Source organism: Kribbella ginsengisoli, from assembly GCF_039537185.1.
Lineage (GTDB): Bacteria > Actinomycetota > Actinomycetes > Propionibacteriales > Kribbellaceae > Kribbella > Kribbella koreensis.
Map to the genome: position 1 here is coordinate 299,304 of NZ_BAABAA010000004.1, position 12,339 is coordinate 311,642.

Annotated in this window: 12 protein-coding genes; 5 read left to right on the top strand and 7 right to left on the bottom strand. The window is 67.3% G+C overall.

Annotation, left to right across the window (positions count from 1 at the left end):
- Positions 1–256: 256 nt before the first annotated feature.
- On the bottom strand, positions 257–727 hold the full coding sequence (locus tag ABD768_RS17820) for an NUDIX hydrolase (RefSeq protein WP_344841835.1): 471 nt from the start codon (positions 725–727) through the stop codon (positions 257–259).
- A 13-nt stretch (positions 728–740) separates the two neighbouring features.
- The gene (locus ABD768_RS17825) at positions 741–1,862 is read right to left on the bottom strand and encodes an erythromycin esterase family protein (protein ID WP_344841838.1); all 1,122 of its coding nucleotides are present in this window, start codon (positions 1,860–1,862) and stop codon (positions 741–743) included.
- A 168-nt stretch (positions 1,863–2,030) separates the two neighbouring features.
- Here ABD768_RS17825 and ABD768_RS17830 point away from each other — a divergent pair, with 168 nt between their 5' ends.
- Complete coding sequence (locus tag ABD768_RS17830) at positions 2,031–3,635, top strand: DHA2 family efflux MFS transporter permease subunit (protein WP_343963897.1); 1,605 nt, start codon at positions 2,031–2,033, stop codon at positions 3,633–3,635.
- Positions 3,636–3,638: 3 nt separating this feature from the next.
- On the opposite strand, the gene ABD768_RS17835 is transcribed toward ABD768_RS17830, so the two are convergent.
- Together ABD768_RS17835 and ABD768_RS17840 are read right to left on the bottom strand one after the other, a co-directional pair.
- The gene (locus ABD768_RS17835; protein WP_344841841.1) at positions 3,639–4,403 is read right to left on the bottom strand and encodes an alpha/beta fold hydrolase; all 765 of its coding nucleotides are present in this window, start codon (positions 4,401–4,403) and stop codon (positions 3,639–3,641) included.
- 12 nt (positions 4,404–4,415) lie between these two features.
- Entirely contained in the window at positions 4,416–4,715 is a 300-nt protein-coding gene (locus ABD768_RS17840; protein WP_343963901.1) for a hypothetical protein, read from the bottom strand.
- Positions 4,716–4,815: 100 nt separating this feature from the next.
- Here ABD768_RS17840 and ABD768_RS17845 point away from each other — a divergent pair, with 100 nt between their 5' ends.
- Together ABD768_RS17845 and ABD768_RS17850 are read left to right on the top strand one after the other, a co-directional pair.
- Positions 4,816–5,397 carry a TetR/AcrR family transcriptional regulator gene (locus tag ABD768_RS17845; protein WP_344841843.1) on the top strand — a complete coding sequence of 194 codons (582 nt, stop codon included), beginning with the start codon at positions 4,816–4,818 and terminating at the stop codon, positions 5,395–5,397.
- A gap of 32 nt (positions 5,398–5,429) precedes the next feature.
- Positions 5,430–6,464 (top strand): zinc-dependent alcohol dehydrogenase family protein, encoded by a 1,035-nt coding sequence (locus tag ABD768_RS17850; protein ID WP_344841846.1) that lies wholly within the window; start codon positions 5,430–5,432, stop codon positions 6,462–6,464.
- Positions 6,465–6,492: 28 nt separating this feature from the next.
- Here ABD768_RS17850 and ABD768_RS17855 read toward each other — a convergent pair whose 3' ends face one another.
- Entirely contained in the window at positions 6,493–7,878 is a 1,386-nt protein-coding gene (locus ABD768_RS17855; protein ID WP_344841849.1) for a M20/M25/M40 family metallo-hydrolase, read from the bottom strand.
- Positions 7,879–7,974: 96 nt separating this feature from the next.
- On the bottom strand, positions 7,975–9,030 hold the full coding sequence (locus ABD768_RS17860; RefSeq protein WP_344841852.1) for a fatty acid desaturase family protein: 1,056 nt from the start codon (positions 9,028–9,030) through the stop codon (positions 7,975–7,977).
- A gap of 191 nt (positions 9,031–9,221) precedes the next feature.
- On the opposite strand from ABD768_RS17860, the gene ABD768_RS17865 reads away from it, so the two are divergent.
- Together ABD768_RS17865 and ABD768_RS17870 are read left to right on the top strand one after the other, a co-directional pair.
- The gene (locus ABD768_RS17865) at positions 9,222–10,520 is read left to right on the top strand and encodes a sensor histidine kinase (protein WP_344841855.1); all 1,299 of its coding nucleotides are present in this window, start codon (positions 9,222–9,224) and stop codon (positions 10,518–10,520) included.
- Positions 10,472–11,119, top strand: a complete 648-nt coding sequence (locus ABD768_RS17870) for a response regulator (protein WP_343963913.1) — start codon at positions 10,472–10,474, stop codon at positions 11,117–11,119. Before ABD768_RS17865 ends, ABD768_RS17870 begins: the two co-directional genes overlap by 49 nt.
- Here the strand turns inward: ABD768_RS17870 and ABD768_RS17875 are convergent.
- Positions 11,097–12,185 (bottom strand): acyltransferase family protein, encoded by a 1,089-nt coding sequence (locus ABD768_RS17875; protein ID WP_344841859.1) that lies wholly within the window; start codon positions 12,183–12,185, stop codon positions 11,097–11,099. The two genes, ABD768_RS17870 and ABD768_RS17875, sit on opposite strands and share 23 nt — an antisense overlap.
- Between the last annotated feature and the right edge of the window lie 154 nt (positions 12,186–12,339).

The window sequence follows — 12,339 nt, forward strand, 5'->3', positions numbered from 1 at the left end:
GCCACCCTGGTCGTCCGCACCTGTCGCGTCGTGCTGTTTTCGCAACCTCTCATGACGATTTTCACCCACCCCCAGGCCTCAGATCACCTTCAGCCGGTCTGACCTCTGGTAAGTACTACCTTACTTTCCAGGGGGTAACATCACCCACTGCCTTTCACCCTGTACTACGTGATCCCCCGCACGTACACTTCCGCAACTCAACGTCAAGGGACCACAGCGATTCGGAGCCGGTCAACCTCCGGATGGGTGCGACTGCTCAGTGCCGGACCAGCCCGCCGACGGCGAACGACGCGAGATGCCCGGTACCAGGCGCCTCCACCGCCAGGCCGACGCCGACGTCGATCACCACCGACCGGCTCAGCCCGGCGATGTCCGGCAGCGGCGTCCATACCGACTCGGCGGTCTCCCCGTTCGGCTCCGGACGCAACGAGCCGCCGGTGATGCGGACTGCATAGAAGACTCCGACGTTCTGGTGAAGCACCCCGTTGGTGCTCTCGGCGGCGGAGATCACTCGCGAGTCGACACCCAGCAGGCGCTCGACGACAGCCGAGCAGCCGGTCTCCTCGGCGACCTCACGGATCACCGCGTCGTACGGATCCTCAGCATGCTCGACCCGCCCGCCGGGCAGCGTCCACCAAGTCCCCTCCCCCTTCGGCGATACATAGCGGGCGAGGAGTACCCGCCCGTCGTCGATGCACACCGCGTACGCCGCCAGCCGGAAACTCATGGCCGCACCCTACTCAGGCAGGGGTGCCCGAGTTGATGTGAAGGACTGCGTCGACATGGTCGAGCAGAGGCTGGTCAAGTGGGAAGTAGCCCCGCTGTGGGTTGATGTCTGTGCGCATCTGGGCAGGCTGGAGTGCAGCGGAAGGCGTGAAACCCCAAGTAGAGAAGGTGCGCTGAAGGCCGCCCTCGTAGGTGTCGGCGGCCGGCTCCATGAGTCCGAGCGTTTCACTCCGACCGAGGCTGCCGGCGATGACCGTGTAGCGCTCGCCCAGCAACTCGGCCACGATCGATCCGGCGGAGTACCAGTCGCGGTTCGGATCGGTCATGCGTTGCACGTGGGCGTTGTGCGCGAAGACCAGCGTCGGGCCGCGCTGCCCTTCGATGCTGCGGATGTCCAGCAGGTTCTGGGCCATGAGGGAATCGCGGGCAGCCATCAACCGCGCGATCCGGACGTCCTGCGAGCCGGGTACAGAGGCCTGCTTGTGGTACCTCAGCAGGCCGATCCCGGTAGTGAGATAGGTACGAGCCCGGTACCAGTCAGCACGCGAGGTGGCCGCGATGCGTTCCGGCGCACGGGCATAGAGCGTGGTGAGCAGATCGTCAGCGATCACGCGCAACTGCAAAGCCGAAGCAGTGTCGCCGAGCGACTGGGCGGGGTCGAGGATCGCCTCATCGCGGCTCCAGGCCTTGTCATCACCGAGCAGACGATCCAGCTCCAGCTCGAGACCCAAGTAGTCGCGCGCATGCTCCAGATAGATCCGCGGGCTCGCAGCGCTCGTGTTCTCCGTCGACGCATCGAAGCCGTGGAAGGAAACCCGCTCGTCGGCCGGCCGACCTGCGTTGTACTCCCGCAGCCAACCCACCAATCGCCGATTGGCCGTCAGCTCACCGAACCGATGCGAGAAGCCCTCAGTCATCACGGTGTCGAGGTCCCCCGCGCCGCCCTGGACGAAGTCGTCGACCAGCAGCCCGCGCACCCGATCGGATTCCAGCGCGATCGACCGGAACCCCTGCTCCACCAGTACCGTGAACAACTCGTTGCGGAGCAGCCCGAAGGCCGGTTCCTGATGTGTCGGCTCGCCGAGTCCCAGCAGCTCGCCGGACGGCGGTAAGAAGTCCTGAATGTCTTTGCTCATGTCATTGAATCTTATCGTTGAAGTTCTCGATGAAGACTTATCAATGAGCCAGCTCCGTACGCATTCCATAAAGTCTCAAATGCGGCGAAAGTTCAAAAATATGCTCGTGCCCGAACACGAGTGACGCGTAGTGTCGGCTGCGACGGGATTCCTGCCGAGGGGGAAAACGTGAGTCAACCTGAGTCTGCTGTTCAGCCCGAGTACCCGGACAACATCGACGCCGCCGTCTTGAAGATCGCCGGCGTCGTGGTGCTCGGGGCCATCATGTCGATTCTCGACATCACCGTGGTCAACGTCGCACTGCCGACCTTCCAGGACGAGTTCGGTTCGCCGGACAGTCCGGTCTCCTACTCCACCGTCGCCTGGACCGTCACGGCGTACACGCTCGCGCTCGCGACCGTGATCCCGCTGACCGGCTGGGCCGCCGACCGGTTCGGCACGAAACGCCTCTACATGATGGCGATCTTCCTCTTCACCGCCGGATCGGCGCTCTGCGCGACGGCGACGAGCATCGACATGCTGATCGGCTTCCGGGTCCTGCAGGGTCTGGGCGGCGGCATGCTGATGCCACTCGGTATGACCATCATGACCAGGGCCGCGGGGCCGCACCGGATGGGGCGGTTGATGGCCATCCTCGGCGTACCGATGCTGCTCGGCCCGATCCTGGGACCGATCCTCGGCGGCTGGCTGATCCAGGTCGCGAGCTGGCACTGGATCTTCCTGATCAACGTGCCGCTCGGCGTGATCGCGCTGATCTACGCCTGGCGCGCGCTGGCCCCGGACGTCGCACACAGGTCGGAGTCCCTGGACATCCTCGGTGTCGTGCTGATGTCCCCCGGGCTCGCGCTGTTCCTGTTCGGTATCTCCTCACTGCCCGCCGAGGGTGGCGACTTCGGCGCCCCGCGGGTCTGGGTGTCGATGCTGATCGGCATCGCGCTGATGCTGGCCTTCGTCTGGCACTCCTTCCGGCCGCAGCATCCGCTGCTCGACCTGAGGCTGTTCCGGGACCGCAACCTCACCGTTTCGATCATCACGATGTTCCTGTTCGCGGCCGCGTTCTTCGGCGGGCTGCTGCTGGTACCGACGTACTTCCAGCAGATCCGTGGCGAGTCGACGCTGCACGCGGGCCTGCTGGTGGCGCCGCAAGGGCTCGGGGCGATGGTGACGATGCCGATCGCCGGACGGCTGGTCGACAAGATCCCGGTCGGCCGGATCGTTCCGGTCGGGCTCGCGCTGATCGTCGTGGGCATGTTCGGTCTGACCCAGATCACCGCCACGACGTCGTACGGGCTGATCATCGCGATGCTGGTCGTGATGGGCTTCGGGATGGGCGGCACGATGATGCCGCTGTTCACCACGGCACTGCGGACGCTGTCCGGGGCCCAGGTCGCGCGCGGCTCGACACTGCTCAACATCAGCCAGCAGATCGCCTCGTCCGTGGGCGTCGCGACGATGTCGGTCGTGCTGACCAACCAGCTCAACGACTCGCCGATCATCCCCGGTACGCAGGGCGCACCCGGCCTGGGCGACGGACTGCGCGAGACCCAGGCGGCGATCCTGTCCAACACCCGACCGGAGATTCTCGGCGCACTCCACGTCGATCCGGCGTCGATCGCCCGCGGTCTGGTCGACGCCGCGTCAGCCTTCGCGCACACCTACTGGGTCGCCTGGGTCCTGGTCACCATCACCTTGATCCCGGCGCTGATGCTTCCCCGCAAACGCCAGGCCTCAGACCTGGTCGAAGAGGGTGCGCCACCCCCGATGATCCACTGACCGTCAGGCCAGGAACGGAGTCACCGCAGCGAGGAAATCGTCGAGGCGTTCGGCATGCACCCAGTGGCCGGCCTCGGCGATTTCCGCGTACTGAACCTGCGGGAAGTAGCGCTTGATGACGTCGCGGTGGTCCTGCTGGACGTAGTCGGACTTGCCGCCGTAGACGAACAGCGTCGGGCCGTCGTACGAACCCTCCTCGTCCTCCGGCCAGCCGGAGATGGCGGGGAGGGCTGCCTCGATGACGGGCAGGTTCGGCTTCCAACGGGCACCCTGGTCGTCGAGGATCAGGTTCTGCAGCAGGAACGCCCGGGTGCCGGGTGAGTCGACGGCGTCGACGAGTTGGGCGTCGACGTCAGCGCGGCGCTGGACGTTGGACAGGTCGGCGTTGCGCATCGCCCGGGCGTACTCGACGAAGGCCGGCGGGTACGTCACCGGAGCCGCGTCGACGACGACCAGGCGCTCGACCACCTCGGGGTGCCGGAGCGCGGTGAGCATCGCGGTCTTGCCGCCCATCGAGTGACCGACCAGGCCGACCGGGCCGACGCCGAGGCCGGTGATCGTCTCGAACACGTCCTGCGCCATCTCCGGATAGCTCATCGTGCCGGTATGCGGCGAGCTGCCGTGGTTGCGCAGATCGAAGGCGTAGACCCGATGCGCCGACGCCAGCCGTCGCGCGGCCGTCATCCAGTTGCGTCCCGATCCGAACAGCCCGTGCATGACGACAACGGGTGACCCGCTCTCGCCGTACGCCGTAACCGGAAGCTTCATCGACAGCCTTTCTCAGCGGTGGCGTTGCCAGCAGGCCTTGTGCCAGTGGCGCCGTTCGTCCAGGGACTGGCCGCCGCCGATGGCGGACAGCAGGCTGGGGGTCTCCGGCCAGACGACCACGTGCGGCGTCGCCGGCGGGATCATCTGGTCGCAGCCGGGGCAACGGTAGGACTTGCCCGCTGCCGAGCCGCTCACGTGGCGGACCATCCAGTCGCCGTCGGAGCGCGATTCCCGCGTCTGGTGCCCACCCATCAGCGGCCGATCGCTGACCGGTCGCGTGTGCTTCGAGGGCTTCTTCTTACGGGACACCATGACGACGCCAAGGGTATCGGCCGACGCCAGCCGTCAGCACAGTGGGCCGCTGGGGTCAACGGACTTGAAATCGGACAGACCTGTCTGTATGTTTCTTGGTATGAGCATCAGCGTGGCGGAGAAGCGGCCGGCGGCCCGGGAGCGGATTCTGGCGACGGCTGATGAGCTGTTCCGGGTCCACGGGCTGCGTGGGGTCGGGATCGATCGGATCATCGCCGAGTCCGGCGTTGCGAAGTCGACGCTGTATGCGCACTTCCCGTCGAAGGACGAGCTGATCGAGGCCTATCTGGTGAAGGCTGACGAGCGGTGGCGCGGGTATCTGCGGCAGGCGGCGATCGCGGCCGGATCCGATCCCAAGGAGCAGCTGGTCGGGCTGTTCGACGCTGTGGACGATGCGTATCGGCGGCATCAGTTGTATGGCTGCCCGTTCATCAACGCGGCGGCGGAGAGCGAGCCTGGTAGCCGGGCGCACGCGGCGACACTGCAGCACAAGAAGGCGGTGCGGGAATGGGTCCGCTTCCTCGCCGAGGGTGCCGGGGCCGATGATCCGGTCGGGCTCGCTACGTCGATCACGTTGCTGATCGACGGCGCGCTGGCCGCCGAGCGGCTCGAGCAGGACCCGGCACTGCCGGCCGCGGCGAAGGCGACCGCTCGGGTTCTCGTCGACGCTGCTTGCCGATAAATCAGACAGACCTGTCCGTTTGGAGAATAGTAATGCGCGCAGTGGTGCTCGAGCAGTTCGGCACTCCCCTGGTACTACGAGATGTAGCCAAACCCACACCCGGACCGGGCGAGGTGCTGGTCCGGGTCGTCGCCAGCGGCGTCAACCCGCTGGACACGAAGATCCGGGCCGGCAAAGCAGCCCACGCCCAAACCCACCTCCCAGCCATCCTCGGCCTCGACGCCTCCGGCGTCATCGAAGCAGTAGGCCCGGAGGCACCCGCCGCAAGCGGCGCCGGGTTCCCCGTCGGTGGCGTGGGCGGGCCAGGCGGTCCCGGATTCGCAGTTGGGGATGAGGTGTTTGGGCTGGTTGGTGGTGTTGGGGATCAGCAGGGGACGTTGGCTGAGTTTGTTGCAGTGGATGCTCGGTTGCTCGCACGGAAGCCGGCTGCCCTCAGCTTCCGGGAGGCGGCGGCGTTGCCGCTCGTGTTCATCACAGCGTGGGAAGCGCTGGTGGATCAGGCGAAGGTTCGTGCGGGGCAGAGGGTGCTGATCCACGGTGGTGCGGGTGGTGTCGGGCAGGTGGCGATTCAGCTGGCCAAGGCCATGGGAGCCGAGGTGTTTGCGACCGGCTCTCCCGGCAGTCGGCGAGCGATTGAGGAGCTCGGCGCCACGAGCATCGACTACACGAGCACGACCGTCGAGGAGTATGTGGTCAAGTACACCGACGGCGCTGGGTTCGACATCGTCTTCGACACTGTTGGCGGCGAGGTGCTCGACAACAGCTTCAAGGCTGCCAGGCGGTATGGCGGGCATGTGGTGAGCGCGCTTGGGTGGGGCACGCACTCGCTCGCACCGCTTTCCTTCCGGTCCGGCACCTACTCGGGCGTCTTCACGCTCCACCCGCTGCTCACCGGGGAAGACCGCGCACATCACGGCGAGATCCTGCGGGAGGCCGCCGCCTTGGCAGAGCGCGGCATGCTGCGGCCGCGCCTGCATGACGGCGACTTCACGCTGGCCACGATCGCCGAAGCCCACGCCGTCGTCGAGCAGGGCCAAGCGGCCGGCAAGGTCGTAGTGGACCTCTAGGCCCGGCAGGGCGCAGGTGGGGTCGGTGCTAGGGCTGGCGGGCCAGGGCGTAGGCGGCTGTGCCTATTAGCTCCATGGAGACCTGGAGGCGTTCCAGAGAGACGTTCTTGGCGATGGTGTCTTCTGGGGAGTGGTAGGGCGGCTCCAATGACGCGGGGGTCAGTTCGCCTCGCCAGGAGAAGTTGGCGGCGGCGATTCCTGCCTCTTGGAACGACTGGTGGTCGCTGGAGCCTCGGAGTACTGGGCCTACCAGTTGCGGGTCGTAGCCGAGGCGTTCGGCCGAGGCTCGTACGGCGGTGGTGGCCGCGTTCGCGAGGCCGTCGAAGGAGAGGAGCCAGTAGACGATCGCGGGGTCCCAGCTCGTCGCCACCATGTCGTTCTGGAACACGGCGCGGTACCGATCGCGCTGACCCTGCGCCAGCTGCTTCACGTGATAGCGCGACCCGAGAATGCCCTGCTCCTCGGAGCCCCAGAAGGCAAAGCGCAGCGTCGCCTCGGTCGGGTACTTGCTCAGCACCCGCGCGATCTCCAGCGTCAGCGCGGTCCCCGATCCGTCGTCGTTGGCGCCGGGCGCCCCGATCACCGAGTCGTAGTGCCCGCTGACCATCACGATCGGCGAGTTGGCGCCGTTGCCGACCCGCTCGCCGATCACGTTGTTCGAGATCAGCCCGCGATGCGCGGCAGTACTGATTGTCAAAGGCAACGACGACACGACAGCCAGCACCTCGCGCAGCAACCGCTTCTGTACCTGAGCGACTCCGACGACCGGCAGCGCAGCACCGGTCAGCCCGGCAGGCGAGAAGGCTGAGGCACGACGTGGAAACACCTGGTCGGCCGGTAGCAGTACGACGGCAACCGCGCCGCGCGCCGCCGCCTCAGCCACAAACGCCGGGCGCGCGGCCGCAGTGTCATCCGCGAGTACCACCGCACCCGCGACATCGGCCGGCCAAACGGGCGCCGCGGCAGGCCCTACATCGCGGGCCGGACCGGTCACGGTGACATCGAGCTTGCCGCCGGGAGCAGCACCGGCTTGCCAACAGATGTCGTCGGGCAGCACGCCACGCGGGTCCCCGATCTGGGCTAGGAACTTGTCCGCGACCGGAAAGGGCTCGTAAGACGTCTGGTAGCCGTAGCTGCGCAACTGCCCGGCCAGGTAGTCGGCAGCACGCTTCTCGCTCGCGGTACCGCCGATCCGCGGGCCGATCTCCTCGGACAGCACCTCGAGATGCCGCAGTGCCCGCTCCGAGGAGAGCCGGCTGACGACGTGCCGGTCGTCGCGATCCAGCGTGGGAGGCCGTACCGCCCCTGGCCGCTGGTCGTCGACACCCCAAGCGGGGACGGCGGTGGCGGCAGCCGCAACTCCGGCGACGGCGCCGAGCAGGCCGCGACGACTCATACCGGTCGATTCGGTCATACAGGGTCCCCTCCACGAGATCGGCCCCGAGACGATCGACCGTAGTCGATACGCTTCGGGGCCGCTCGCCTACGCGGAGTGCCTCAGCTCAACTGCTCAGGCTGCTTTGTTCTGGTCACGCAGTTCGCTGCCGACCTCGTGCATGTGGCCGAGGCCCATCCGGTAGGACTCGACGACACCGGTGCTCAGGTACGGCATCCCGATCTTCGCGCAGTACGCCTCGACCATCGGCTGGGCGAGGCGCAAGTTGGCGCGCGGCATGCTCGGGAACAGGTGGTGCTCGATCTGGTAGTTCAGGCCGCCCATCATCCAGTCGGTGACCAGGCCGCCCTTCACGTTACGAGACGTCAGCACCTGCTTCTCCAGGTGACCCCAGTTCGTGTCGGCGTCCGGCATCTCCATGCCCTTGTGGTTCGGGGCGAAGACGCTGCCCAGGTGCAGGCCGAAGAGGGCGTGGTGCAGCGCGGCGAACGCGATCGCCTTGCCGGGCGACATGATGAGGAACAGCGCACCGAAGTACAGGGTGAGGTGGGCGGCCATCAGGCCGAGCTCGACGCGGGCCTCGTGCTTGTTACGGCGGGCCCAGAGGAAGAGCACGCTCGACACCTTCAGGTTCAGGCCTTCGAGGGTGAGCAGCGGGAAGAAGATCCGCGCCTGATTGCGGGTCAGCCAGCCGTACAGGCCGGTACGGCCCTCGGCCTGCTCCAGCGTCCAGACCAGGATGCCCTCGCCGACATCGGGGTCCTTGTCGGTGTGGTTCGGGTTCGCGTGGTGCCGGTTGTGCTTGTCGTTCCACCAGCCGTACGACATCCCGCAGACGAAGTTGCCGTGCAGCATGCCCAGTACGTCGTGCAGCTTGCGCGAGCTGCCGACCTGCTGGTGGCCGGCGTCATGGCCGAAGAAGGCCGCGCGGGTGGTGAAGATCGCCAGCGGAATCGCGAGCAGCAGTTGCAGCCAGGAGTTGCCGAGCAGGACGACTCCGGCCCAGGTCGCCGCCATCAGCGCCACGTTCAAGGTGATCGCGATCACGTAGGAGGCGGTCCGGCGTTCGAGCAGCCCGGCTTCCTTCACTTCGCGAAGCAACGGCGCGAAGTCGCTGCCCTTCGTGGCTGTTCGTTCGCGGGTAGGGGCGAGCGCAATGGGCTGAGCCATTGAGTCCTCATCTCAGAGCGGTGGGGAGGCCTAGGCGTTCAGCCGCGGGCCAGCGTAGTGCAACCAGCCTGTGCCGCGGACCATCCGAAAGCATGAGTGCTAGTACGTCAGTACGCCGGGGTGCCACCGCCCACCCGACAGTGGGTCTAGCACCACTGAGCCGGACCTGACTCTCGGTCATGATGGTCGGTATGACGATCACACAGCAGGCGCCGAGGGTGCCGATCCGGTTCCCCGCGCTCGCTCAGCCCTTCATCGCGCTCGGGCTGGCGATCCTGGCCGAGATCGGGATCGCGTTCTTCGTTCTCAACGTGGTGGCGGTGCCGCTGATCGCGGTCTGGGTCGGCATCCCGCTGCTGCTGGTCTTCGTACCGTGCGCCCGCTGGTTCGCGAACTGCCACCGGGTGATCTACGCCGGCATCCTCGGCCAGCCGATCCCCAAGCCGTACAAGAAGCCCCCGATGAAGGGGCTGCTGATGTGGCTGCGGACGACGCTGAGCGACCCGGCCACCTGGCGCGACATCGCCTGGCTGCTGGTGAACGCGGTGGTCGGCTTCACCCTGAACCTGCTGTCGGCCGTGCTGTTCCTGGCCTCGATCTTCTACCTGATCTACCCGTTCCTGGTCTGGGTGACGCCCGACGGCGTCTTCACCGAGCCCTTCGGCGGGCTGTTCACCGTCAACGTGGCGACCAGTTTCCTGGTCATCCCGATCGGCCTGATCGCGTTCATGATCTGGCTCGGCGCGGGTGAGCGGCTACTCAAGGCGAGCGCGTACCTCGGCAAGTCGCTGCTCGGCCCGACCGAGAGCGCGCAACTGGCGATCCGGGTCCGCGAGCTGGCCGAGTCCCGCGCCGAGACCGTCGACACCCAGGCGGCCGAGCTGCGCCGGATCGAGCGCGACCTGCACGACGGCGCGCAGGCCCGGCTGGCGGCGCTGAGCATGAACCTCGGGATGGCCGAGGAGATGGTCGCCCGCGACCCCGCTCAGGCTGCGGCCTTGCTCACCGAGGCTCGTGAATCCGCTAGTACTGCGCTCTCCGAGCTGCGCGACCTGGTCCGTGGCATCCACCCGCCCGTCCTGGCCGACCGGGGTCTCGAAGGCGCGGTCAAGGCGCTCGCGCTGAGCCTGCCGTTCAAGGTCGACGTCACGATCGAACTGCCCGGTCGCCCGCCGGCGCCGGTGGAGTCCGCGGCGTACTTCGCGGTCGCCGAAGCGCTGGCCAACACGCTCAAGCACGCGGCGGCGACCACGGCCTGGGTGCAGATCAGCCACGAGCGTGAGCGGCTGCACATCCTGGTCGGCGACGACGGCGTGGGTGGCGCGACGGTGCGACCGGGCGGCGGGTTGTACGGGATCGAGCGGCGGTTGGCCGCCTTCGACGGTACGTTGACCGTGGCCAGCCCGACCGGCGGGCCGACCACCGTGATCATGGAGTTGCCTTGCGAGTCGTCATCGCTGAAGATCACGCCCTCCTCCGGGACGGCCTGATCCGGCTGCTGGAAGCCCACGACTTCGAAGTACTGGAGGCGGTCGACAACGGCCCCCGGCTGGTTCCGGCGCTCGTCGAGCACCGGCCGGACGTGGCCGTCGTCGACGTCCGGCTGCCACCGACCTTCACCGATGAGGGCCTGAAGGCAGCCATCGAGGCGCGCCGGCAGGTACCGGGCCTGCCTGTCCTGGTGCTCTCGCAGTACGTCGAACAGCTCTACGCCCGTGAACTCCTCACCGGGGGCGGCGGCGCGGTCGGCTACCTGCTCAAGGACCGGGTCTCGAACGTGGCCGAATTCCTCGACTCGGTACGCCGGGTGGCGGGCGGCGGTACGGCGATGGACCCGGACGTGATCGGGCAGCTGCTGGCGCGCAACACGCGGGACGAGCCGATCGGACGACTCACGCCGCGCGAGTCCGAAGTACTGGGGCTGATGGCTGAGGGGCGGTCCAACGCGGCGATCGCGGCGGCACTGTTCGTCACCGAGAAGGCCGTGTCGAAGCACACCAACAACATCTTCTCCAAGCTGGATCTGCCGCCGTCGGAGGATGACAACCGCCGGGTGATGGCGGTGCTCACCTACCTGTCCTCGCGCTGACCTGGGCGCGGTGGCGGGGAGCTGTTGCCGGCACTGCGCGTATTGGCAGGTCGAACAGCGGTCCGGGCAGGAAGCGGCGTAGTACGAGGCAGACCGCCACTAGTAGGGCGGTCAGGACTAGCGGCTCGCCGACTGCGACGAGGAACTGGATGTGGGTGTCGGCTGCGTTCATTGGGTCGATCAGGGCGGCATGCAGCAGGGCGAGCAGAGGCATGTGCATGACGTAGATCGGTAGCGTGCGGCTGCCGAGGTGGGTCAGGCCTTTGGTGAGGGTGCGCGAGCGGGTGAGCAGGCCGGCCGCGGTCACGCCGAAGACGATCGCGATTCCGCTGGCCAGTGGCCAGAGGCCTAGCCAGGTCTTGGCGTCGAAGGCTTCGATCAGCACCAGCAGGACGGCGTACGGGCCGCCGATCATTGCCAGGCGGGGCCAGCTGGCCCGGTCGGCCAGGAGCTCCATCAGGGGTTTGCCGTAGAGACCGGCCAGGAAGAAGACGAGGTTCTGGTAGACGGGGCCGCGGTTGCCCGGTACGTCGAGGTAGCCCGACGCGGTGATGGCCGACAACGCGAAGGCGGCCGCCAGGACCAGCGCGGTCGGCACGCGGCGTACCAGCTTGGCGAAGACGAAGTAGAGGGCGAGCGCGGAGAGGTACCAGAGGTTGGACGGGGTGATCGTCAGCTGGGCCAGGAAGTCTCGCGGGCCGGTTGCGCGCTCGGTGTGGAAGTCGGGGACGAAGGCAAGGACGGCGGTGTGGATGCAGAGCCAGAGGGCGTAGAGGTAGAAGAACTTCGCCACCCTCGTGCGAGCCACCACTCGCCACGGACGCTGGACCGCGTTGACGGCGAAGAAACCGGAGATCGCGAAGAACAGCGGCATCCGCAGCGGCAGCAGCTGCTCGCTGAAACTGCCCCAGGCTGCCGGGATCGGGCCCGCGGAACGCCAGTCGATCTGCAGGTAGTGCTTCATGATCACGTGCCACAGCACGACCAGCAGAATGCAGACGCCCTTGGCCACGTCCGCCCAGGCGACCCGGCTCTGCGCCGTGGTCGCCGTTGTCGTTGCCCCCACGTTCGATGCCCCCCGTGTTGTGTGTACTTGGGGTCCACAGCACGCGATGGGTACCTGCGGGGTCAACGAACTGCCCGTCCGGTGTCCCGTTAGCCCGCGAGAAATGCACGAACAGGCTGCGGCGAGGATGTAGAGAAGCCGGCCGCGGCTTCGT

Excerpts from the sequence above, each read along its gene's own strand:
- ABD768_RS17820 (WP_344841835.1), bottom strand. The coding sequence starts at position 727 with ATGAGTTTCCGGCTGGCGGCGTACGCGGTGTGCATCGACGACGGGCGG.
- ABD768_RS17825 (WP_344841838.1), bottom strand. The coding sequence starts at position 1,862 with ATGAGCAAAGACATTCAGGACTTCTTACCGCCGTCCGGCGAGCTGCTG.
- ABD768_RS17835 (WP_344841841.1), bottom strand. The coding sequence starts at position 4,403 with ATGAAGCTTCCGGTTACGGCGTACGGCGAGAGCGGGTCACCCGTTGTC.
- ABD768_RS17840 (WP_343963901.1), bottom strand. The coding sequence starts at position 4,715 with ATGGTGTCCCGTAAGAAGAAGCCCTCGAAGCACACGCGACCGGTCAGC.
- ABD768_RS17845 (WP_344841843.1), top strand. The coding sequence starts at position 4,816 with ATGAGCATCAGCGTGGCGGAGAAGCGGCCGGCGGCCCGGGAGCGGATT.
- ABD768_RS17850 (WP_344841846.1), top strand. The coding sequence starts at position 5,430 with ATGCGCGCAGTGGTGCTCGAGCAGTTCGGCACTCCCCTGGTACTACGA.
- ABD768_RS17855 (WP_344841849.1), bottom strand. The coding sequence starts at position 7,878 with ATGACCGAATCGACCGGTATGAGTCGTCGCGGCCTGCTCGGCGCCGTC.
- ABD768_RS17860 (WP_344841852.1), bottom strand. The coding sequence starts at position 9,030 with ATGGCTCAGCCCATTGCGCTCGCCCCTACCCGCGAACGAACAGCCACG.
- ABD768_RS17865 (WP_344841855.1), top strand. The coding sequence starts at position 9,222 with ATGACGATCACACAGCAGGCGCCGAGGGTGCCGATCCGGTTCCCCGCG.